General features: G+C 53.7%; 19 protein-coding genes and 1 pseudogene. 3 read left to right on the top strand and 17 right to left on the bottom strand.

The annotated features are described in order from the left end of the window. Window positions 1-25 precede the first annotated feature (25 nt). From A0129_RS03325 to A0129_RS03270, 12 genes are all read right to left on the bottom strand, one after another. Window positions 26-280 carry a hypothetical protein gene (locus A0129_RS03325; protein WP_291712406.1) on the bottom strand — a complete coding sequence of 85 codons (255 nt, stop codon included), beginning with the start codon at window positions 278-280 and terminating at the stop codon, window positions 26-28. 99 nt (window positions 281-379) lie between these two features. Next, window positions 380-646 (bottom strand): DUF2007 domain-containing protein, encoded by a 267-nt coding sequence (locus tag A0129_RS03320; RefSeq protein WP_291712404.1) that lies wholly within the window; start codon window positions 644-646, stop codon window positions 380-382. Window positions 647-711: 65 nt separating this feature from the next. Beyond that, a complete protein-coding gene (locus A0129_RS03315) occupies window positions 712-1,932 on the bottom strand; it encodes a PQQ-dependent sugar dehydrogenase (protein WP_291712402.1) in 1,221 nt (406 codons plus the stop codon). Window positions 1,933-1,945: 13 nt separating this feature from the next. Then, window positions 1,946-2,278: a hypothetical protein gene (locus tag A0129_RS03310; protein ID WP_291712400.1), complete on the bottom strand. Its 333-nt coding sequence runs from the start codon at window positions 2,276-2,278 to the stop codon at window positions 1,946-1,948. A gap of 65 nt (window positions 2,279-2,343) precedes the next feature. After that, window positions 2,344-2,688, bottom strand: coding sequence for a DUF2845 domain-containing protein (locus A0129_RS03305; protein WP_291712398.1), 345 nt, complete (start codon window positions 2,686-2,688; stop codon window positions 2,344-2,346). Window positions 2,689-2,767: 79 nt separating this feature from the next. Further along, on the bottom strand, window positions 2,768-3,568 hold the full coding sequence (locus A0129_RS03300; RefSeq protein ID WP_291712396.1) for a thioesterase family protein: 801 nt from the start codon (window positions 3,566-3,568) through the stop codon (window positions 2,768-2,770). Window positions 3,569-3,592: 24 nt separating this feature from the next. Further along, a complete protein-coding gene (locus A0129_RS03295; RefSeq protein ID WP_291712394.1) occupies window positions 3,593-4,360 on the bottom strand; it encodes an enoyl-CoA hydratase in 768 nt (255 codons plus the stop codon). 119 nt (window positions 4,361-4,479) lie between these two features. After that, window positions 4,480-5,028, bottom strand: coding sequence for a hypothetical protein (locus A0129_RS03290; RefSeq protein ID WP_291712392.1), 549 nt, complete (start codon window positions 5,026-5,028; stop codon window positions 4,480-4,482). Between the two features lie 173 nt (window positions 5,029-5,201). Beyond that, on the bottom strand, window positions 5,202-6,401 hold the full coding sequence (locus tag A0129_RS03285; RefSeq protein ID WP_291712390.1) for an acetyl-CoA C-acyltransferase: 1,200 nt from the start codon (window positions 6,399-6,401) through the stop codon (window positions 5,202-5,204). Between the two features lie 15 nt (window positions 6,402-6,416). Then, window positions 6,417-8,822: a 3-hydroxyacyl-CoA dehydrogenase/enoyl-CoA hydratase family protein gene (locus tag A0129_RS03280; protein WP_291712386.1), complete on the bottom strand. Its 2,406-nt coding sequence runs from the start codon at window positions 8,820-8,822 to the stop codon at window positions 6,417-6,419. A gap of 76 nt (window positions 8,823-8,898) precedes the next feature. Beyond that, entirely contained in the window at window positions 8,899-10,689 is a 1,791-nt protein-coding gene (locus tag A0129_RS03275) for an acyl-CoA dehydrogenase C-terminal domain-containing protein (RefSeq protein ID WP_291712384.1), read from the bottom strand. A 17-nt stretch (window positions 10,690-10,706) separates the two neighbouring features. Continuing rightward, a complete protein-coding gene (locus A0129_RS03270) occupies window positions 10,707-11,321 on the bottom strand; it encodes a TetR/AcrR family transcriptional regulator (RefSeq protein ID WP_291712382.1) in 615 nt (204 codons plus the stop codon). A gap of 227 nt (window positions 11,322-11,548) precedes the next feature. On the opposite strand from A0129_RS03270, the gene A0129_RS03265 reads away from it, so the two are divergent. Next, window positions 11,549-12,001 (top strand): DoxX family protein, encoded by a 453-nt coding sequence (locus A0129_RS03265; RefSeq protein ID WP_291712380.1) that lies wholly within the window; start codon window positions 11,549-11,551, stop codon window positions 11,999-12,001. A gap of 43 nt (window positions 12,002-12,044) precedes the next feature. Here A0129_RS03265 and pdeM read toward each other — a convergent pair whose 3' ends face one another. The 5 genes and pseudogenes from pdeM to A0129_RS03240 form a co-directional block, all read right to left on the bottom strand. Next, window positions 12,045-12,695, bottom strand: coding sequence for a ligase-associated DNA damage response endonuclease PdeM (gene pdeM, locus A0129_RS03260; RefSeq protein WP_291712378.1), 651 nt, complete (start codon window positions 12,693-12,695; stop codon window positions 12,045-12,047). Window positions 12,696-12,730: 35 nt separating this feature from the next. Beyond that, window positions 12,731-15,370, bottom strand: coding sequence for a ligase-associated DNA damage response DEXH box helicase (locus tag A0129_RS03255; protein ID WP_291712376.1), 2,640 nt, complete (start codon window positions 15,368-15,370; stop codon window positions 12,731-12,733). 41 nt (window positions 15,371-15,411) lie between these two features. Next, the gene (gene putA / locus A0129_RS03250; protein WP_291712373.1) at window positions 15,412-18,822 is read right to left on the bottom strand and encodes a bifunctional proline dehydrogenase/L-glutamate gamma-semialdehyde dehydrogenase PutA; all 3,411 of its coding nucleotides are present in this window, start codon (window positions 18,820-18,822) and stop codon (window positions 15,412-15,414) included. Next, window positions 18,782-19,720: an arginase gene (gene rocF / locus A0129_RS03245; RefSeq protein ID WP_291712371.1), complete on the bottom strand. Its 939-nt coding sequence runs from the start codon at window positions 19,718-19,720 to the stop codon at window positions 18,782-18,784. The genes putA and rocF overlap by 41 nt, the downstream gene beginning before the upstream one ends. Next, window positions 19,717-20,746, bottom strand: a pseudogene (locus A0129_RS03240) (ornithine cyclodeaminase). Before A0129_RS03240 ends, rocF begins: the two are co-directional and overlap by 4 nt. A 137-nt stretch (window positions 20,747-20,883) precedes the next feature. Here A0129_RS03240 and A0129_RS03235 point away from each other — a divergent pair. Together A0129_RS03235 and A0129_RS03230 are read left to right on the top strand one after the other, a co-directional pair. Beyond that, window positions 20,884-21,306, top strand: coding sequence for an Lrp/AsnC family transcriptional regulator (locus A0129_RS03235; protein ID WP_105029785.1), 423 nt, complete (start codon window positions 20,884-20,886; stop codon window positions 21,304-21,306). 94 nt (window positions 21,307-21,400) lie between these two features. Beyond that, on the top strand, window positions 21,401-22,428 hold a 1,028-nt coding region (locus A0129_RS03230), incomplete at its 3' end, for an acyclic terpene utilization AtuA family protein (RefSeq protein ID WP_291712369.1).

The following is a 22,428-nucleotide window of genomic DNA, read 5'->3' as shown; positions in this document are numbered from 1 at the left end:
GACCGACTTTCGCAGCAAGCGGTCTTTATTTTTTTGTTTGAGCGTTCAGCCAGTCGTTCAGGGCGGTTGCAACTACCTGATTAATGCCTTCATCAGTAGTCAACGCGTGATCACGCAGGCGACTGACCAAATCAGCAGGCAGACGGTAGTTCACCGGAACCAGTTTGCTGGCGGGAATATCAGCGGCACGCTCGCGTTTGTTGTTTTGTGCTTTGGAGGCTTGGCCGAAACGGTCGGGAAGACTTTCAGATTTCAGCGAACCATCAAGTTTCTTGGCCATGTTTTTAGCCATATCGGTGGATTTGAGCGCCATGAGGTTCCAGGGGAAAAGAGAAAGATCGGGAACGAAGTATAGCGCCAAACCATAGCACTCAAACACTTACTTCTGGAACGAATGGACAAACCCTGGAGACCTCAGCGAATCGGCGGAGGGTACGTCACTTTTTTCATAATCGGCAACCAATTGGGCAGCTTGATCAAAGTGCTCAGGCGCTACTAAAACATTGGCAAAACCGGTGGGGGAAAGGTCCCCGACTGCACCCTGAAGAAAATGACCACCCACGTAAGCGGGTATTTCGCAGGCGTTCAGCATGCCGGCAACAATATGCGCCTCGATGAGATTGCCCGCTTTGTACACAATTTCCATGTCGCCCCCTTGTTTCTCAAGACTAGCCCAATCAAGGGGGCAGGTAAACAGACCGTGGCAGGAGATTATCTTGCACTTACCCGAAGCACCTTGCCATCCGAGCTGTCGGTCAACAGGTAAATTGCGCCATCGGGACCGGTGCGAATGTCACGAAAACGCGCACCGACTTCTTTGAACAACACTTCCTCCTCGGTCGCCTTGTTGCCTTTTAACACAACCCTGCTGACCTGCTGAGCCTTGAGTGCCCCCACCAGCAAATTGCCTTTCCACTGGGGAAACATGTCACCGTTGTACACGGTGATTCCGGAGGGCGCGATGGAAGGCACCCAGTAAATCGCAGGTTGCTGGGTACCTTCATATTCTTTGTAGGGAGAAATTTGGGCACCCGTGTAGTCGATACCGTAGGTGGCTTTTGGCCAACCGTAATTGGTGCCTGGGGTGATGACATTCACTTCGTCGCCACCACGCGGGCCATGTTCATGAGCGATCAAGCGCTTGTTGACTGCGTCATAAGCCAGCCCCTGAACGTTGCGATGACCATAGCTGTAAATTTCAGGTTTGGCGCCCTGTTTGCCCACAAAGGGATTGTCCTTGGGCACCGAACCATCGACATTGAGCCGAACAATTTTCCCGAGATGATTCGACAGGTTCTGCGCCTCTTCGCGGTAGCTGTAACCGTCGCCAAGCGTCACGATCAAAGTGTTATCGGGCATCCATGCCATTCGCCCGCCGTAGTGCGCACTGCCTGACTTGGCCATTTGCGAACGGAAGATTTCTTTGACATTCGCAAGGCTGTTTTCGCCAAGCTTGGCGCTGGCGACACACAGATGGTTTGCACTGCGCGTGCCGCAGGCATAGCTGATGAAGATTTGCTGACTCTGCGCGAAATCGTACGAGGGCAGGACGTCAAACAAACCTGCCTGACCGCCATAAAATACTTTCGGGACACCGGCGATTGGGGCGTTCATCAATTTGCCATCGGCAGCCACCAGCCGAAGCTGGCCGGGTTTCTCGGTGATCAAAGCGCGGCCATCTGGCAGAAAAGCCATGGACCAGGGACTGTCCAAACCATCGGCAAAAGTTTCAATGGTGTACGGTTTGGCAGATTGGGCCCGGGCTTGGTCGGGCGACAGCGCAATACCCGCAATCAACAAGGCAACAAGTGCTGGACTGGCCGACAGTTTGCGGGTCGACAGTTTGGCGAACAAGGCGCCCGAAACTGCAGCAGCCGCGAGCATGGAAAACATGCCGCCAGCGGTGCGGGTGGATGAAATCAGTATTGGCATTGGTGCAATCATATCAACCACTTTGAAAGTTACCCACAGGCCCAAAACAGCACCGAAAACACACCAAAAAGGTGCGCAACGCAGTGCCGGTGAAACGCGTAAACAGCAATGCGACGGCCTGGGATACCGCAAAACTGCACCCGAAAATGACCGCATAGACTGGCGAGAAGTTCCCGAGATCGTGAAGGGTGGTGTGAAATCGAGTGTCCAGCGGTATCAATACACCCAGACTTTGCAGGGCCTGCAAATTCACCTGTGACTGCACCAGGGTGCCCAGTAAGGAGCCCACCAACCAGACCAAAAGCCAAACCAGAACAATCGAAAACCTTTTGTTTGTATGATTCATGAAATGTGTCCAAGATGGCTGGCGGCTGCCAGGCCTGATTGGTTTAAAACAATGACTCAGTGGATTTAATCGGGTTGCCGTCCATATGAAATGGATTGGACCACACCCCCGCGAAAGCGCACGGTAGCGATCAAATTACCTTGCCCTCTGTCATACACCCACACCTCCACCGGCAGACACGGCGCCACCGATTGGGCAAAAGGAGAGGGAACCGGGTGCAGAGTACCCGGAAAATACACTGGATCACAAAAAGTATCTTTGAGAGCCGGCTGTCCACATTTGTACAATACCGATACCCTGCTGTCGCCCTCATAAGCACTGCCCTGGGAACACCGCAAGGATTCTGCTTTTGCCGGCGAAATCAGCCATAACAGGGCAAAAAATCCAAATGTGAGCAATGCATGTTTCATGATTCAACCGTCTCCTTCGAGATTTCGACAGCCTCGAAAAAACGAAAGTTCAGTCAATAGCGGGATCAGCCACAAAGACTTAACCGTACACTGCCACCACTTGATAACCCAAAGAGGCCAACTCGCCTTTCGGAGTCCACAACTTGGCACTCTGATTGACGTAACCGTCAGAACCGGCCTTGGTTTCCATGTCGATTTGGAACCAGCCTTCACTGTCGATGTCTGCAGGAATGGGTGGCAATTCAAGCGACCAACTGACAGAACTGGCCATGACCGGGCCTTTGAAGTGGCTAAGACACGGCGTGGGCGGGCCATCACTGAGCATCACAATCAACACCTCGGGGCTCAGGTTTTTGTCTGTGGCACGAATGTAAATACCGCTTTCCCAAAACGGGTTGCCCATGTAGGGAATGCTGCCTAGTGCCCAACGCATTTCAACATGCTGCAAAAAGTTGGGTGTAATTTTCGGAATAAAAGGCAACGGCGCGATCTCGTCCACTGGCTTGGGCAGCGGTTTGTGCTGCGGACTAAGCACTGGCAAGGCAGTTTCGCGCGGTGCCCCGAATACGCCAACCACCAAACCTGCCAGCGTTTCGTCACTGTAAATTTCGCATTGCACCTGACTGACACTTTTGCCCTGCCGGAGCAAACGCGTGCGGTACACCACATCGCCGGCGGGCACTGGGCCCACAAAATTAGTTTGTAGTGCACGCAACGGCATGTCAATACCTAAGGTGTCGCGCATGGCGACCACAGCAAGCGCAGATAGAAAACCACCGAACATGGTGCGGCCCTGCATCCAGTCCTCTGTGGCGGTGAATGTGACGGTGTCACCACTCAATCGGCGGCTGGATAAAATTTCTGAAAGTGCAACGGTCATGCTGAGCCTTTGGTTCTTGTTGGATTAGTTCTCGAACTGCTTGAAATTGGGAGCGCGTTTTTCGCCAAATGCCTTAAATGCCTCTTGCGCCGGGGCTTGCGGAATCATACTCATGAACAGGTGGCCTTCTTCGGCCATTTTTTCGGCCACTGCATTTTTGTTGACTGACTTCATCAAGCGCTTGGTGGTCAACAGGCTTGTGAGCGGCAAGTCGAGCAGTTTTTTAACCTGCGCCTGCACATGGGCATCCAGCGCTTCAGGTTCAAGCACATCGGAAACAATGCCGGTGTCGTAGGCTTTTAGGGCGGTGAAAATATCGCCCAGCAATAACAGTTCAGCCGCCTTCTGGTAACCCGCAGAGATGGGCAGCAACAGGCTGGACGCCGCTTCCGGGCAAAGACCCAGTTTTACGAAAGGCATGGAAAATTTTGCGGTGCTTGCGGCGTACACCAAATCACAGTGCAATAAAACAGTGGTTCCGATGCCAATGGCCAGACCTTGGACTTGCGCAACCACTGGCTTGGGGAACACGGAGATCATCCGAAGAAATCGAAACACAGGCGCATCGAGATCGGTGGGCGGATTGTTCAGAAAATCGCCAAGGTCGTTACCGGCAGAAAAACAGCCTTCATGGCCTTTGAGCAACACCACTTTCACGCCACTGCTGTGCGTTGCATCGCGAAAAGCGTCCGCCAGCGCAGTGTACATGGCGTTGGTGAATGAGTTTTTGCGTTCTGGCCGGTTGATGGTGATAGTCATCAAGCCGTTGTTGATTTCTGTTTGAATGTCCATTGCGCGCGTGCTACCCCAAGTTAGGTACAAAGGATCATTCTAATACGCCCCGGCAACGATTTCCGGACAACCATGCCGGGTCAAGCAAGTGCGCAGCCTGTTTCAAGGCTGCGGAAACATCATGAATTTAAAAGTTGACGAAGGTATGATTCTGGCCGTTGCTCGGAATTAACCTGACCAGTGACAAGCCCATCTGCTTTTTCAATAATTCCAAAGGAACGCGCCATACTGGACTGATTGATTTGCGAGAACTTTGCCACCTTCGAAATGCAGGTGTTTGCGACCTGGTCGCTGACTACGGCGATCTCTTTACCTGAGGGCGGTACATTCTGAGGTCCAAAACGCAAGGTTCTTTGCCCACGTGGCTGATGGTATTGGCTCAATAAATTCTCGACTATCTCCGTACCCTCTGTAATTTCAGAATTAAGTTCGCTGATTGCTGCACGGAAACGCTGACCATCCTGAATTGCAAAACGCAATTCGGTGGCCAATTCGCCTGCAGTGCTTGAAACATTGTTACGAGTGTAAAGTTGCGTCGACTGTTGGCTACCCACCACCCCGGCCAATGCATTGGCACGACCCAATTGATAGTCAGTGGCGGCAAGCATCTGCCCGGTCGTGTTCTTCAAAAATCTGGTGTTGTTTAAATCAATCGTCATGCTTTCCAAGTTGTTGCTGCGATTGGCTGAATTGCTAACGCCGAACCATCCCATGTGTATCTCCCTGTTTGAAGTGAAAGAAGTGGGTAGCATTCAGTGGCGCTTGGTTCCTTGTTCATTTCCTTATACACAAAAAAAGCCCCGACAAATCGGGGCTTTCTGATGCTGCTTGAACGCTGGATTTATACGCGCTCGAAAATACCTGCTGCACCCATACCAGTGCCGATACACATGGTGACCATGCCGTATTTCAGGTTGTGCCTGCGCAGTGCATGAACCACCGTGGCAGCACGAATTGCACCGGTTGCACCCAGGGGGTGGCCCAAGGCGATCGCACCGCCCATGGGGTTCACCTTGGCTGGGTCCAGTTCCAGGTCTTTCATCACGGCCAGAGACTGTGCCGCAAACGCCTCGTTCAATTCAAACCAGTCGATGTCGCTGGCTTTCAGGCCAGCTGTTTTCAACACGGCAGGAATTGCTTCCTTGGGGCCAATACCCATGATTTCGGGAGGCACGCCACGCACGGCAAAACCGCGCCACTTGGCCAGGGGGGTGAGGTTATAGCGCTTCACGGCTTCTTCAGAGGCCAGAATAAGCGCACCTGCACCGTCACTCATTTGCGAGCTGTTACCAGCGGTCACTGATCCCTTCGCAGCGAATACGGGCTTGAGTTTGGTCAGGCCCTCAATCGAAGAGTCGGCACGGGGGCCTTCATCCAGCTTTACTTCCTTGGTGCTGGTTTTGATTTCGCCAGTGGACAAATCGGGCGTGGCTTTGACCACTGTGAACGGCGTGATTTCATCGTTAAACTCGCCAGCCTGTTGGGCAGCGATTGCCTTTTTATGGCTGTTCAAAGCGAACTCGTCCTGTGCATCGCGGCTAATACCCCATTGTTGGGCAACCTTCTCTGCGGTCATGCCCATACCGTAGGCAATGCCCAGGTTCTCGTCTTTCTGGAAAATTGCGTTGTTAAAGCTGGGCTTGTTGCCACTCATCGGTACCATGCTCATGCTTTCGGCACCGGCTGCGATCATGACCTCGGCTTCGCCCATGGCAATGGCGTTGGCTGCCATTGAAACTGCCGTAATGCCTGATGCACAAAAGCGGTTGATGGTGACGCCGCCGACGGTGTTGGGCAGGCCTGCCAGCAACACAGCGATACGGGCCATGTTCATGCCCTGCTCGCCTTCGGGGAATGCACAACCCACGATCGCATCGTTGATTGAAGCTGGGTCGAGCGTTGGCACTTGGGCCATTGCGCTGGCAATGGCATGCACCAGCAGGTCGTCGGGGCGGGTGTCTTTAAACACGCCACGGGGCGCCTTGCCGATTGGGGTGCGCGTTGCTGCGACGATGTAAACATCTTTACAAGTTTGAGCCATGTTTGCTCTCCTTAATTAGTTACGCACTGGCTTGCCGGTTTGCAGCATGCCCATGATTCGTTCTTGTGTCTTGGGGTTGTCGAGCAACTTCACGAAGTGCTTGCGTTCCAGGTTCAGGAACCATTCTTCATCCACCAAGGAGCCAGTTTCAATTTCGCCACCACACACCACTTCGGCAATCACACAGCCCAAGTGGAAGTCGTAAGCGGAGATGAAACCGCCGTCGCGCATGTTGACCAGTTGCGCCTTGATGGTGGCGTAGCCTGATTTACCGGCGGCGGGTACGCCCTTGATTTTGTGGGGTGGACGATAGCCGCTGTCGAACATGGCGCGAGCACGTGAAATGGCGACATACAGCAGTTCATGGCTGTTAAATACGATGGTGTCGGATTCCTTGATGAAACCAAGGTCGCGACATTCCATGGCCGATGTGCCCACCTTGGCGGTTGCTGCGGTCATGAAGCCGTCTTTCAGGAAAGCCAATACATCGGATGAACCTGCTTTTTGAGCAGCCAGGCCAGCGTTGATCGCGATTTCCTTCAAGCCACCACCGCCGGGAATCAGGCCAACGCCCACTTCCACCAGACCCATGTAGCTTTCCAGGTTTGCAACGCGTGCAGCACAGTGAATTGCGAATTCGCAACCACCACCCAAGGCCAGGCCAGTTACAGCAGCCACGGTGGGTACTTGTGCATACTTCAGCGCAGCAGTGCCTTTCTGGAATTCTGCCACCATGGGTTCGATGGCCTTGCCGCCACCCTGCATGAATGCAGGCAACATAGCTTGCAAATCGGCACCTGCGGAGAAGGGCTCATCCGGGCTCCACAACACCAAACCTTTGTAGCTCTTCTCGGCCAAGGCAATGGCCTCGTGCGTGCCGGTGATCACATCGGGGCCAATCGCGTGCATTTTGGTTTTGATCGACAAGATCAACACATCATCATGACCTGGAGCTGTCCAAATGCGAACTGCATCGTTTTCTTTGATGGTGGTGCCACCGTTGTGGCCAGTCACGGTTGTTTCGCCCAATACTTTGGCGCGGAAAATTTGGCGCTTGTAGACAGGCAGATCCTTGCGAGCAACAAAAGAATTGCTGGCAGGGCTGAATGCGCCAGCTGTGCTGTACACACCGCCGTTGTCGGCCACTGGGCCTTCGAACACCCATGCGGGCAACGGTGCATTGCACAGGGCTTCGCCCGCATCAATGTCAGCCTTCACCCATTCGGCAACCTGCTTCCAGCCAGCCGCTTGCCAGGTTTCGAATGGACCCTCTGTCCAGCCGTAACCCCAGCGCAACGAGAAATCGATGTCGCGGGCGGTGTCTGCAATTTCGTTCAGGTGGAATGCGATGTAGTGGAATGCATCACGGAAAATCGCCCACAGGAATTTGGCTTGTGGGTGCTCGGAAGCACGCAGAGCAGCCATGCGTTCTGCCACATTGCGGTTCTTCAGAATTTTCAATACGGCTTCATCGGCTTTGCCTTCAGAGGGCACGTAGCTGCTGGAGTTCGCATCGAACACCATGATCTGCTTGCCTTCCTTCTTGAAAAAACCACCCTTGGTTTTTTGACCCAAGGCGCCTTTTTCTACCAGCGTTTTCAACACGGCGGGTGTGGCATAGCTGGGTGCAAACGGATCGTTGGGCAAAGTGTTTTGCATGGTTGCAATCACATGGCCCATGGTGTCCAGGCCCACCACATCCGCAGTGCGGAAGGTGGCTGATTTTGCTCGACCCAGCTTGGATCCTGTCAGTTGGTCCACGATGTCGAATGGAATACCGTACTTCTGCGCTTCAGCCATGGTGGCCAGCATTCCAGCCACGCCCACGCGGTTGGCCACGAAGTTGGGTGTGTCTTTGGCAGTAATGATGCCCTTGCCCAAGGTGGTGGTCAGGAAGGTTTCCAGATTGTCCAGAATGTCCTGACGTGTGGTGCTCAATGGAATCAGTTCACACAGGTGCATGTAGCGGGGTGGGTTGAAGAAGTGAACGCCACAGAAACGGGCTTTCAAATCTGCATCAAAACCTTCGCTGAGCTTGGAAATGCTCAAGCCCGATGTGTTGGTTGCAAAAATGGCAGTGGCATTGATGTGCGGTGCCACTTTTTTGTACAGGTCGTGTTTCCAGTCCATGCGCTCGGCAATCGCCTCAATCACCAGGTCGCAGCCTTGCAGCAATTCCAGGTGCTCTTCGTAGTTGGCGGCTTGCACATATTGCGCAACGTCTTTCGCGCCAAACGGAGCTGGTTTCAGTTTGGTCAGGTTCAAGATGGCTTTGTCTACGATGCCGTTCTTGGGGCCTTCCTTGGCGGGCAGGTCAAACAGCACCACAGGCACTTTGGCATTGGCACAGTGGGCAGCAATTTGTGCACCCATCACGCCAGCGCCGAGCACGGCGACTTTGCGAACGATGAAATTGGACACGCGTGTCTCCTTCGAGTTAATTGGATTCAACGCCCGCAACCACGTGTGGCTGCGGGGTACTACGGGACAGGATTTCTTAGAACAGATCTGCTTCCATTTCCATCAGGCTGCTGGAACCGGCACGCGCCTTGCGAATCAGCATGGCGGTTTCAGGCAGCATTTTCTGGAAGTAGAAACGGGCTGTGTGCAGTTTCGCGGTGTAGAACTTGTCGCCACTGGACTGTTTTTCCAGCGCGATTTTTGCAGCTTTGGCGAAGAAGTAAGCGTAGAACAAGTGGCCTACAACGCGCAGGTAATCCACAGCTGCAGCACCCACTTCATCGGGGTTTTGCATGGCCTTGCCACCGATTTCCATGGTCAGTTTGCTGACCTTGTCGCCCAAATCAGCCAAAGGTTCAATGAACTCTTTCATGGCTGGGTTGTTGGCTTCAGATTCGCACAGGGCGCGCACCATTTTGCCGAACTTCATCAGCTTGGCGCCACCGTCGCCCAGCACTTTACGACCTAGCAGGTCCAGTGACTGAATGGTGTTGGTGCCTTCGTAAATCATGTTGATGCGGCTGTCACGAACATACTGTTCCATGCCCCACTCAGCGATGTAACCGTGGCCGCCATACACTTGCATACAGTGTGAGGTGGCTTCCCAGGCGTTGTCGGTGATAAAGGCTTTTACGATTGGCGTGGCCAAGGCAACCATATCGGATGCTTCCTTGCGAACCGCTTCATCGGGGTGGCTCAGTTCCTTGTCCAGTTCCAGCGCGGTCCACATGCACAAGGCACGACCACCCTCGGCATAGGCTCGGGTGGTGAGCAACATTTTGCGCACGTCAGGGTGTACGATGATCGGGTCAGCCGGTTTATCAGTGGCCTTAGGGCCGGTGAGTGAACGGCTTTGAATGCGATCTTTCGCATAAACAACAGCGTTTTGATAAGCAACCTCAGTCAGGCCCAAGGACTGCATGCCCACGCCCAGACGGGCTGCGTTCATCATCACGAACATGGCCGCCAAACCGCGGTGTGGCTGACCAATCAACCAACCTGTTGCACCGTCCAGGTTCATCTGGCAGGTGGCGTTGCCGTGAATACCCATTTTGTGTTCAATGGCGCCGCAGAAAATCGGGTTGCGTGCACCCAGTGATCCATCCGCATTGGGAATGAATTTCGGAACCAGGAACAGAGAAATACCCTTGGTGCCCACAGGCGCATCGGGCAAACGGGCCAACACCAGGTGAATGATGTTCTCGGCCATGTCATGTTCGCCAGAACTGATGAAGATTTTAGCGCCGGTGATTTTGTAGCTGCCATCGGCCTGTGGCTCGGCCTTGCTGCGCAACATGCCCAGATCGGTACCGCAGTGTGGTTCAGTCAGGCACATGGTGCCAGTCCATTCACCACTGGTCAGCTTGGGCAGGTACAGGTCTTTCTGTTCCTGGCTGCCATGTGCGTGCAAACAGTCGTAGGCGCCGTGGGTCAGACCGGGGTACATGGTCCAGGCCTGGTTGGCGCTGTTCATCATTTCATAGAAAGCCTGGTTCACAGTCACTGGCAAACCTTGACCACCATAGTTGGGGTCGCAACTCAGCGAGGCCCAGCCAGCTTCCACGAACTGCTGGTACGCTTCTTTGAAGCCGGTCGGGGTTTTCAGGGAATGGTCGGCCTTGTTCAAGGTACAACCCTCTGAATCGCCCACGGCATTCAAGGGCTGCAAGACTTCCGCGCAGAATTTGCCGCCTTCTTCGATGATCTGGTTCACCGTGTCTGCGTCAATTTCCTCAAAGGCGGGAATGCTTTTAAACGTGGCTTCTGCGTTCAACATTTCGTGCAGTACGAATTGCATGTCGCGAATTGGGGGCGTGTATTGGCTCATTGAAGTGTCTCCTGGTACTACTGGCTCAGAATTTCTGACGGGGTTTGCTGGTAATGCTGAATCATGCGTTCAAAGCCTTGGCTGGCCCGCTTCACAGATGAAGAATCGCCCATAAGGCGACCTTGCTGGTGGGCTGCCAGAATCAGGCCAACCATCTCGAAAACGAGTTGGTCCGCATGCGCCTGATTGGCCGGTAAATGATTTTCTTCGATGGCCTGTGCCGTGGCACGGTGCATTTCTTTTTGCCAGTCGCGATGCATTTTCACCAGAACATCGCGAACCGCCCCTGGCCTGTCATCGTATTCTGTCGCGCCTGAAATATAGATGCAACCGCTGTCAATTTCCTTGCCGATCCGGTCAAGCCAGCGCATGAAAATTGCACGCAAACGGGGCAATCCTCGGGGCTCTTTCAGGCAGGGAAACAGCACTGCATTAATGAATTGGGTTTCGTACTCTTGCAGTACGGCAATTTGAAGTTCTTCGCGCGAGCCAAAGTGGGCAAACACACCGCTTTTACTCATGGCCATTTTTTCAGCAATGGAGCCAATGGTTAAACCCTCGAGCCCTTGCGTGGACGCGATTTCTAGCGCCGCCTCAACGATGGCGGCTCGGGTTTGTTCACCTTTGCGCATATAAAAAATAGACCGAACGTTCGTTTTTTTATGAGTGTACGCTATTTCTTCTAGAAAAAGGGAATGGGCCAGGTTAGAGAAATACCTCTAGGGTTCAGGCGTCACCATCCATTTATTCAAATTATTTGAATAAACAATGCGAAAACCACTGCTCGATTTCCCTAGAGTGAGCGCGCATGATTCATCCATCGATTCAGTGAATCGCAAACCCAATACGGAGAATTGAAATGACTACAGCAAACACTACACACACTGGTTCCAATGCGCTGGACAGCGCCTTGAACAGCTCAGCATCTACAGTTGCCCTGATTGGCCGGGTTCTGCTGGCTGCCATGTTTGTTCTCGCCGGGTTCGACAAAATCGGCGGATTTGAGGGTACAGCCGGCTACATTGGCTCGGTGGGCCTGCCTTTTCCTGAAGTACTCACCGTGCTGACCATTGCGGTTGAAATCGGCGCGGGCCTCGCCTTGATTGTCGGCTTTCAGGTACGAATTGCAGCATTGCTGCTGGCCGGCTTCACCCTGGCTGCCTCGGTTTTGTTTCACAACTATTGGGCCATGCCTGCAGACCAAGCCTATGTTCAGCAATTGATGTTCATGAAAAACGTGAGCGTGGCTGGTGGTTTGCTGATGGTTGTGGCCTTGGGTGGTGGAAAGCTTGGCCTGAGCAAAGGCAAGTAAAGAGCCACCAAGTGGCAAATCAGTGGGCTGAAGGGCCCACTTTTCACACCACTGGAAATACTGCTTCGCCGGCCTGGGGATTGACCGCATAACCGCCGGTGAAAGCACCAAATGAAGGCAGTATGAGCTGATCGGTTTTCAGGTAGAAGCATGGCAATCGGGCTCGGCTTCTACCTTTTCCATTCAGTACCACGACTGGGTGCTCATGCCCGGCAAGCACCAAAGCATTTTGCACGGTCTGTGGGTGATGGCACAAGGCAAACCCACCCAGCATGAAAGGCTCCTGAACCACAGAGATGTTCAAACTTGCAGGCGGATCACCCGCCCTGCTGTCGTGATTGCCGCGAATCAACGTCATGGCCAGGTTTGTGTGCTGGACACGCCAAGCCATCAGTTTGCCGAGCAAGTCGGGGTTGTGCGCCATTTTTGCGTGCAACAAATCGCCCAGAAAATACACCGAAAGTGGATTGAATTCTGCGATACATTCTGAGAGCTTATCCAGATTCTCTTGAGTGGTCCCCGCAGGCACAGGCACACCCAGGCTGCGAAAAGTAGCGGCTTTTCCCAAATGAACGTCGGCGACAAAAAGCGCCTTGTGTGCGGGTGAAAACATCACTTTGTGGCGCGACAGTTGAAGTGCACCAAATGGCGTTTCAATTGAATGTACCGAAGAATTTGCTGACAACAAATGCACGTTGAAAATAACCTGGGTTGTAATTTTGAAATCTGTTAAACCTGAGCTGCTTTCTCCAGCTCTGCCACCATTCTTGCCACACGATCGCTGAGCTTTTCCGTGCTCACAGTTTCACGCAAACGCTCAATCAGCAAGGGAAACGCAAAAGGTGTTGGGCGGTCAATCAACTTGAACTCCAAAGTTTTGCTGTGAATTGCACGAAGCGCTGACTCCATTCGTTTCAAATCAAGTTCTTGCTCAAGCGCTTCCCGCTGGGCCTGGTCCAACAATAAATTGTGTTGATCGTGTTTTTTGAACACCTCAAAAAACAGACCACTGGAGGCTTGCAACTGCTTCGCACTTTTTCCCGCCCCGGGAAAGCCTTGAAAAACCAACCCCGCGATTCTGGCAATTTCCCGGAAACGTCGCTGGGCCAGTTCAGAAGCGTTGAGACAAGCCAGCACATCCTCGAAAAGATTCTCCGTTGAAAACAACGGGGCTTGCGCAAGGCTGCCAGCAATCCATTCATGCCAGTTCACGGGTTCCGCACTCAACAGTTCAAACCCGTAATCGTTCATGGCAATTGAGAACGTACCCGGTTTGTGTCGCGAGGCACGCCAAGCCAGAAGACTGGCCAAGCCAATGTGAACAGTTCGTCCTTCAAATGGATATACAAACAGGTGGTGACCTTCTTTGCTGTGCAGCTCCTCGATCAGCAAATTACCCGTATTGGGCAAAGCACTCCAGCGCATTTGCAAGGCCAACAAACTCTCAAGTGCGCGCAGCTCGGGCAAAGTGGTCTTTTTCCCGGAAGAAATAGCCTGGTGCGCCAGCTCCAGCATTTGCAGGGAGGCGTGCGCAAGTTCACTACTCAAGGGCATTTTACCGCCCTGCCACTGCGGCACCGTGGCTTTTTTGCGGTCGGCTTTGCGCACATAGGCAGTCATGTCACGCACCTTCACCAGTTCGAGCACGCGACCTGCAAAACTGAAACAATCGCCGGTCTTCAAGCGTGCGATGAATCCTTCTTCAATGGTGCCAAGGCGCCCGCCAGTCATCCACGCCACATGCATCGCTGAGTCGGAGACAATGGTACCCACCGACATGGCATGCCTGCGCGCAATGTCACGCCGGGGCACGCGGTAAATACCTTCCTCATCGGCGGCCACCCTTTGATAGTCCGGATACGCAGCCAGGCTTTCGCCTCCCTTCTCTACAAAAGCCAAGGCCCAATCAAACTGGGAGCGGCTCAAATTTTCATATGCACTTGTGGTGCACACTTCGGCAAACAATTCATCAGGTTTAAATCCAGTGCCCATGGCTACCGTCACCAGGTGCTGCACCAACACGTCCAGTGGGGCCTGCGGGCTAAAACGCGATTCAATCTGTTTTTGCTGGGCAGCATGTCGGGCAGCAGCGGCCTCGACCAATTCAAGCGCATGGGTAGGTACCACAGTAATTCGGGAAGGCCTGCCAGGTGCATGCCCGGACCTGCCTGCACGTTGAAGCAGTCGGGCAACGCCTTTGGGCGAACCAATTTGAATCACGCGTTCTACGGGTAAAAAATCAACGCCCAGATCAAGCGATGAGGTACATACCACCGCCTTCAGGCTGCCGTTCTTTAATCCTTGCTCGACCCAATCTCGTACAGTTTTATCGAGTGAGCCGTGGTGCAAGGCCAGTAAACCGGCGTAGTCGGGCCGGGCTTCGAGCAAAGCCTGATACCAAATTTCCGCTTGAGAACGTGTATTGGTGAATACGAGGGTGGATGCAGACTGGTCGATTTCTCGCGCCACAAACTCGAGCTGATTCAAGCCCAGATGCCCACCCCATGGAAAACGCTCAAAGGTGTCAGGAATCAAGCTGTCGATCATCAATTGTTTGGGTAACTTGCCCTGGACCAAAGTGCACTTGGCATCGTTTTTAACAGGGTGTAGCAGCACATCCATGGCCACCGGCAAGTTACCCAAAGTAGCGCTTAAACCCCACACTTGCAGGCCCGGGTTAATGCGGGCCAGGCGTGCGATGGCCAACTGCAGTTGCACGCCACGTTTGTTGCCGATCAGTTCATGCCATTCATCGACCACCAACACTTGCAGTTTGCTCAAGTTGGGCTGGCTGCTGGCGCGCGTGAACATCAGGGTCAGGCTTTCAGGCGTGGTGACCAAAGCGAAAGGGGGCTTGCGCAAAATGGCTGCTCGCGCAGCTGAATCGGTGTCGCCGGTTTGCAAGGCCACATCACAATCACCCACCAGGGCAGACAGCGATTGTTGCAAAGCCTTGGTGCTGTCAGCAGCCAAAGCGCGCATGGGTGTTATCCACATGACACGAGTTGCCGCACCCCTTGGCTTGGGAAGTTGTGCCAGCCGAAGCAAGGCACCCAGCCACACCGCCAGGGTTTTACCAGCACCGGTGGTCGCGTGCAGTAAGCCGCTGTGGCCCTTCTGAAATGCCTTCCACACCTGCAATTGATACTCGAAAGGCTGCCAGCCTTGTGCGTCGAACCACTCCTGAAGATTGGCCAAGGTGAGTTCTGACAACGGCGGCCTATTCGCCTGAGGAGCGACTTCGGCGGCTTGACCGACCATGGCTTGCGCCGAATGGGCTGCCCTGTCGGCCGCTTTCTTTTTTCGACGCAGGGCTTTGAGCTGGGTACCCACATTGGGGCCTGGCGGAATACCTCGAAATTCAGACATGTTTTACTGCATTGATGATCCGGTTCCCGATTGTGCCATGGTTAATGCGACCCCTGATGATCATCTGCAAGCAGCGTCAAGTTACCACCGATGGCTGCGGTGTTGATTGACAGCACCTGCTCACAAACCAGCCTGTAATCTGGATAAACACCATGCTCATCGCCCAACACCAGAGGAATGATTGATCCGGGGTGCTTGGCCAGGCGATTGCACACCCTTTTCACGATTTCTGTGTTTTCCGGGTGACAAATTACCAGGTTGATATTGCCAAGATCGATTTCAGACAACACCTCGGCATTCACGATCAAGTGCAGGTTTCGGTCATCGTCTGCGAGTTCACAAACCGGCACATTCCCGGTGGCCAGCACTGCGTCAATTTGTTGTTCAAGCAAAGCAAGGTCCTTTGCCGTACACCAAACCCGGCCACGGGGTCGACATCGGTAAAGGTTTTGTTCACCTGTGGGGCCGGGCAATTCGTGGTCCTGCATATTCTTAAGCTGAGGCAGGCGCATCAAGCTAGGCAAATAATGTGGGCCACCGGCTTTGGGGCCGGTTCCCGACTTGCCATGCCCACCAAATGGCTGGCTACCCACCACAGCACCTACCATGTTTCGGTTCACATACACGTTGCCGGCTTGCGTGGTGTTGCAAACCAGATCGATGGTGGATTGAATGCGGCTGTGAATGCCAAAAGTAAGGGCATATCCGGTGGCATTCAATTCGTGAAGCAAGGCAGGCAATTGGTTGGCCTTGAAACGCAAGACATGCAATACCGGGCCAAACACCTCTTGCTGCAGTTCATTCAAGTGCTGTAGTTCGATCAAGGTCGGCACCACAAAGTGACCCGCGAGTGGAAGATTCACACGCTCCGCCCGGAACACGGGACATCCATTTGCGTTCATGTTCTCAATATGGGCATTCACTGCTTGCCATGCTTCTCGATCAATCAGGGGTCCAAAATCAGTGGAAAACAATGCAGGATCGCCCACCTGAAGTTCCTGCATTGCGGCTTTTAGCAGCGCGATGAGGCTGTCGGCGATGTCCTCTTGCACACACAGCACCCGCAGTGCCGAACAACGCTGCCCCGCACTTCCAAAAGCCGATTCAAGCGCATCCCCAACCACTTGTTCAAGCAATGCCGATGAGTCAACCACCATGGCATTTTGTCCGCCTGTTTCAGCAATCAGCAAGGCGGGGCTTTGCAAGCAGTCACGATTCAACAAACTGGCTTGAATATGCTTGGCCGCAGCATTTGAACCCGTGAACAAGACGGTATCCACTGCTGGATAACTGCATAGCCATGCACCCACTTCCCAGTCGCCATAGACCAGCTGCAACACCTCAACAGGCACGCCTGCCTTATGCAACAGCGTTGCTGCATAACATGCAATGTGCGGCGTTTGCTCGGCGGGCTTGGCAACCACCACGTGCCCACTGGCCAGTGCACCCACCACCTGCCCCACAAAAATGGCCAAAGGAAAATTCCAGGGGCTGATGCACACCGCAAGGCGCGATGTTGATTTGGATTGCGATGCAAGCAAGTTGGAAGCCTGGGCTGCATAGTAGCGGCAAAAATCAACGGCCTCGCGCACTTCCATGTGGGCATTTGGGATGGTTTTTCTGGCTTCGTGAACCAGCAGGTTAATCAATTGAAGGTGATGACTCTCAAGCAGCTCCGCTGCTTGCAACAAGACAGCCGCCCAGTGTGCTGGCCCTTTCTCAAACCAGTCGCTACCCGTGCTGCGCGATCGAAAAGCAACACCCAATGCGGATTGCACCTGCCCATGTGTGCTGTAAGCCAAGGGTTTCAAATCCTTAAAGGTTCCGCTACCCACGGCTAGATGCAGTTGCTGCACAGTGCGTTTGCAATACAAATCAAGCCCGCTTGAGTTCAGGCGATTGGCACCAAACAAATTCGGTGCAGGTACGCAGGCTGGGTTGCTTTGAACGCCATGCCTACGCAAGGTGAGAACCGGGTGTTCCAGCAGTTCATTCACGTCCACATTCGGATCCACCATCTGGTTGACGAAGGAGGTGTTGGCACCATTTTCCAGCAAACGGCGCACCAGGTAGGGAAGCAATGTTTGGTGAGTGCCCACAGGCGCATAAATCCTGGCACGGCTGTAAAGCCCCTCACCCATGCCATGCAAACACTGCATCTCGAACTGCCGAACATTCAGTTGCTCGGCCATGTGCTGAACAGCGGCGTAGGTGTGGGCGTTGTGGGTGGCAAATTGTGGGTAAATGAAATTGGCATTGCGCAACATCAGCTGCGCGCAACACAGGTATGAAAGATCGGTGTGAACCTTCTGGGTAAACACCGGGAAATGTGCCAAACCCTGTATTTGGCAACGCTTGATTTCACTGTCCCAATATGCACCTTTGACCAATCGAACCTGGATAACCCGTTCACTGGCGCGTGCCAGTGCAGCAATAAACCGAACCACCGCGGTCGCTCGGGTTTGATAGGCCTGAACCGCCAACCCAAGACCATTCCAGCACCTTAATTCAGGCTCGAAGGCCAAGCGTGTGAACAGGTCGAGTGATAGTTCCAGACGCTCGCTTTCCTCTGCATCCACATTGAAGGCAATGTTGTGCTGCCTGGCTGAAAGTGCCAGTGTGTACAGCCGCGGGTAGAGTTCGGCTTGCACCCGTTGTTCTTGCCACACGGTATATCGCGGATGCAATGCCGACAACTTCACAGAAATACCGTGACCATCGATTACGCCTTTGGAGTTACTTTGCCCAATCACATGGATTGCATGCAAGTAGCTGCTGAAGTAAGCCTGCGCGTCCGCTTCACACAAAGCGGCTTCACCCAGCATGTCGAAGGAATGGGTAAAGCCCTGCGAGGATTTCTCACGGCTGTTGCGCAAGGCCTCCTCAATGGTTTGGGCGGCAACAAACTGCTGCCCCATGAGTTTCACTGCCTGTTCCACCGCAGCACGCACCAGGCCCTCGCTGCTGCGTGCGATCAAGCGCCGCAGGGTGGAGTACAGGGTATCGCCATCGGGAATTTGAATCCAATGACCAGCCATGAACAAACCCCAGGTGCCTGCATTCACAAACAGGGAGGTGCTGTTCCCCAAGTGAGCCGCCCAATTCGCATGGCTTAATTTGTCGCGAATCAAATCATCGCGTGTTTGGGTATCCGGAATTCGCAACAGAGCCTCGGCAAGACACATCAGCGCAACGCCCTCCTGGGTGGACAAGCGATACTCCGCCATCCACTGGTGGACGCCTGCACGGTGCTTTTGCACCTCGTGTAATCGCTTTACATGCCCGAGTGCGGCCTGTTTGATGACATCAAACCCGGTGTCAGGCCAATCGCATTGTTCAAGCAGGTTGCGCACTCGCTGTGTTTCATCCACCCGAGTCAGTGCATCTATTTCAGTGCGCAAACGGTCCAGCTCAGCCTGCATGTTCAGCCCAATCAAACGAACGCTGCACATGCCGCTCCCAATGCGGATTCAGAAGAACTGTCAGCAACTCCACTGCACGCTGCGCACTGCTGCCAGTGGGGTCTGCGGCAGGGTTTAACTCAACCAGATCGACCGACCCGACACAACCGGTTTGAGCAATGCGCGCCATGCAATATCGAAGCGAATCGAGCTGCAAACCACCGTCTTCCGGGGTACTCACGCCGGGTAACACCAAGGGGTCAAGGCAATCCACATCGAAACTCACGTGCAAATGTGTACCCGGCTCAATGTCGCTCAGTGCAATATTCATGGCCTGAATAATTCCACGCCCTTGTATGTGCCGCATGGTAAGCATGGGCAAAGCCGCACGGCGAACCGCGCGGCGCTCCTCGGGATCAACAGAACGCACACCCAACAATCGAATTTGAGAAGCGCGCAAGGCTGGGGCAAACCCGGCAAGCTCGGTCAACTCAGAAGGTCCCTGACCGCACAGCGCGGTCAATGGCATGCCATGCATATTGCCGGTGATGGAAGTATTGGCCGTATTGAAGTCTGCATGCGCATCCAGCCACAACACGCGCAGTTCTTTGTTCTGACGTTGGCAATTCGATGCCACCGCACTGATTGACCCCATGGCCAGCGAATGATCGCCACCCAGCAATACGGGAATATCGCCAACATTCAATGCGTCGGCCACTGCGGCAAACACTGCCCGATTCCATGCCAGTACCTCATGGAAATTCCGATACCCCTGCAACTCGACATGCGGTTCAGATGTCAGTATTTTCAGATCACCGCGGTCAATCACTTTGCAACCGATTTTTTGCAAACCTTGCTGAACACCTGCATGCCTCAGTGCACAAGGCCCCAGCGCAGCACCGGCTATATTTGCGCCGGCGTCGCACGGGGCACCGATCAGTGAAATCATACGACCTCCCCGTGTTTCAACCAACTGTACAAGTTCTTGGGATCCGGCAGTTCAGGGATCAACGACAGTAATTCAAGCTCACCCTGTGCAAGCGCCAACCGGTGCATGTAGCGCATCGCGGAAAAATCCTCGAGTGCAAAACCCACCGAGTCAAACACAGTGATTTGATCGGGCGCTGTGCGCCCAAGCGCAAAACCGGTCAGCACTTCCCACAACTCCGTCACTGGAAAATCCTTGGGCATTTGCTGGATCTCACCCTCAATCCGTGTTTGCGGTTCATATTCAACAAATACGCGGGCATCGCGAAGAATATCGGGGGCAAGCTCGGTTTTGCCGGGGCAGTCGCCGCCGATGGCATTGATGTGAACGCCTGGCCTGAGCATGTTTTTGGTCAACACGCTGGCATGGGTTTTTGCGGCTGTGGCAGTGGTGATCACGTCAACCTCACGTACAGCTTCCGGGACACTTTTGCACAATATAGTCTTCAAGCCGAGTTCATACAAATGATTGGCCAGTTTTTCAGTGGCCGAAAAATCGGTGTCGTACAAATAAAACGTGTCAATCCCGAGCAGCTCGTGAAACGCAACGGCCTGAAACTCGCTTTGGGCACCATTGCCAATCAGCGCCATGCTGCGCACCGCCGGGTTGGTCATGTGCTGTGCTGCCAGTGCAGAAGTCGCCGCAGTACGCAACGCGGTCACCAACGTCAATTCACTGACAAACTCCGGCAGGCCGGTTTCTACACGAGCGAGAACACCAAAGGCCATGACCGTGGGCAATTCATGCCGGTGATTGTTGGGATGCCCGTTGACGTACTTAAAACCATAGGTTTGTCCATCACTGATTGGCATGATTTCAATCACGCCCTGTGCAGAATGACTCGCCAGACGCGCAGACTTGTCAAAACTGTTCCCAGCGCTTGAAATCGTGATCAATCTCGTTAACCATTCCCCGAATACAGTGGGCCAGACCAGTCCGTGAAATCAGTGTTGCCGCGCCTTGCGCGCTCAGGAATAAGGTGCGCATCGCATACCCCCTCACCTGCTGAATTGCGAGTAGAAATACCATTGTGCTGCCCAGTGAAGGCAATCAAAAGCACACAATTTGCTTACAAAATGGCAATTTTCTTGCACAATGACAGCATCAACCTACACTTCGATAGCATGGATGCTTTAGATCACCAACTTTTGGGGCTGCTTCGCACCAATGCCAGGTTAAGCATCGCGGCATTGGCACATCATCTGAAAGTGTCCCGCGGCACAGTGACCAATCGAATCAACAAGCTGGAGAGCTCCGGCGTGATCGTGGGCTACAGTGTCAAATTGCGGCCCGATACAACACCCAATCTGATTGTCGCCTGGATGAGTATCTTGATTGAAGGCAATGACAGCCGCACCGTACTGGCGAAGCTGCTCGGGGAACCTGGGGTAACCGCCATTCACAGCACCAATGGACGTTGGGACTTGCTGGTTGAGTTGCAGGCAGAAAACCTCACGGGGCTCTCAGGAATCTTGGAACGAATTCGACTCATCAAAGGGATTAGCAACACCGAGACGAGTATCCATCTGTCAAGTTACAAAAGCTGAGCAGACACAGGCTCGTATTCAAACAAACGTTTGATTTGGAACAAGCGGCTTTGTTATGATGTTTCTTTGAAAATCATCGACAGGCCAACTAGACATGCCAATTCCACAATCGATTAAAATCGGCGGCGCCTGCGGCTTTTGGGGCGACAGCAGTTTGGGTACGGAACAACTGCTCAAGGTGCCGGGAATTCAGTACATCACCTACGATTACCTTGCGGAACTGACCCTGGCCATCATGGCGGGCATGCGGATGAAAAACCCGGAACATGGTTACGCACTCGACTTCATTGACCTGATGAAGAGAGCCCTGCCCGCGGCCAAATCCAAAGGCATCAAGATTATTGCCAATGCAGGTGGTCTGAACCCTGCGGGTTGTGCGGCCGCCTTGCAACAGGCAATGACTGAAGCAGGCCACACCATTCGAATTGGTGTAGTCAGCGGCGATGACGCGACAATTACACTTGGCCAACTGCGCAAGGATGGCGTTGAATTGCGAGACCAGCATTCAGGCCAGGCTGCGCCGCCATTTTTCCTGACGGCCAATGCCTACCTGGGCGCTTTTCCCATAGCTGCTGCACTGGATGCAGGCGCTGACATTGTGATTACCGGTCGCGTGGTTGACAGTGCCATGGTGTTGGGTGCTTTGGTGCATGAATACAGGTGGCAAACCACAGACCTGGACCAACTGGCGCAGGGCAGCCTGGCAGGTCACATTGTGGAGTGTGGCGCGCAAGCCACCGGCGGGCTGTTCACAGACTGGCAACGAGTGCCCGACTGGGCCAACATTGGTTACCCGATTGTTGAAGTGGCTGCAGATGGCAGCTTTGAATTAAGCAAACCGGAAGGTACAGGCGGATTGGTGAACAAAGCAGTGGCCACCGAGCAGTTGCTTTATGAAATTCATGACCCGGCCAACTATGCCCTGCCCGATGTGGTGTGCGATTTCACCACGGTGAATATTGAAGAAACAGGCCCGAGCCGGGTACGGATTGATGGGGCGACTGGCAAAGCTCCCAGTGACCAATACAAGGTGTGTGCCACTTACCCGGAAGGTTTTCGGTGTATCGGCATGCTGTCGATTGTGGGGTTTGATGCGCAGGCCAAGGCAAGGCACACAGGGGA

This window comes from Limnobacter sp. CACIAM 66H1 (genome assembly GCF_001601825.1).
In the GTDB taxonomy this organism is placed as follows: domain Bacteria; phylum Pseudomonadota; class Gammaproteobacteria; order Burkholderiales; family Burkholderiaceae_B; genus Limnobacter.
The sequence above is the reverse complement of the archived record's forward strand: the minus strand, read 5'-3'. Positions and strand labels throughout refer to the sequence as shown.

Coding starts and splice junctions, on each gene's coding strand:
- A0129_RS03325 (WP_291712406.1), bottom strand. CDS start 280: ATGGCCAAGAAACTTGATGGTTCGCTGAAATCTGAAAGTCTTCCCGAC.
- A0129_RS03320 (WP_291712404.1), bottom strand. CDS start 646: ATGGAAATTGTGTACAAAGCGGGCAATCTCATCGAGGCGCATATTGTT.
- A0129_RS03315 (WP_291712402.1), bottom strand. CDS start 1,932: ATGCCAATACTGATTTCATCCACCCGCACCGCTGGCGGCATGTTTTCC.
- A0129_RS03310 (WP_291712400.1), bottom strand. CDS start 2,278: ATGAATCATACAAACAAAAGGTTTTCGATTGTTCTGGTTTGGCTTTTG.
- A0129_RS03305 (WP_291712398.1), bottom strand. CDS start 2,688: ATGAAACATGCATTGCTCACATTTGGATTTTTTGCCCTGTTATGGCTG.
- A0129_RS03300 (WP_291712396.1), bottom strand. CDS start 3,568: ATGACCGTTGCACTTTCAGAAATTTTATCCAGCCGCCGATTGAGTGGT.
- A0129_RS03295 (WP_291712394.1), bottom strand. CDS start 4,360: ATGGACATTCAAACAGAAATCAACAACGGCTTGATGACTATCACCATC.
- A0129_RS03285 (WP_291712390.1), bottom strand. CDS start 6,401: ATGGCTCAAACTTGTAAAGATGTTTACATCGTCGCAGCAACGCGCACC.
- A0129_RS03275 (WP_291712384.1), bottom strand. CDS start 10,689: ATGAGCCAATACACGCCCCCAATTCGCGACATGCAATTCGTACTGCAC.
- A0129_RS03270 (WP_291712382.1), bottom strand. CDS start 11,321: ATGCGCAAAGGTGAACAAACCCGAGCCGCCATCGTTGAGGCGGCGCTA.
- A0129_RS03265 (WP_291712380.1), top strand. CDS start 11,549: ATGACTACAGCAAACACTACACACACTGGTTCCAATGCGCTGGACAGC.
- A0129_RS03255 (WP_291712376.1), bottom strand. CDS start 15,370: ATGTCTGAATTTCGAGGTATTCCGCCAGGCCCCAATGTGGGTACCCAG.
- putA (WP_291712373.1), bottom strand. CDS start 18,822: ATGTGCAGCGTTCGTTTGATTGGGCTGAACATGCAGGCTGAGCTGGAC.
- rocF (WP_291712371.1), bottom strand. CDS start 19,720: ATGATTTCACTGATCGGTGCCCCGTGCGACGCCGGCGCAAATATAGCC.
- A0129_RS03235 (WP_105029785.1), top strand. CDS start 20,884: ATGGATGCTTTAGATCACCAACTTTTGGGGCTGCTTCGCACCAATGCC.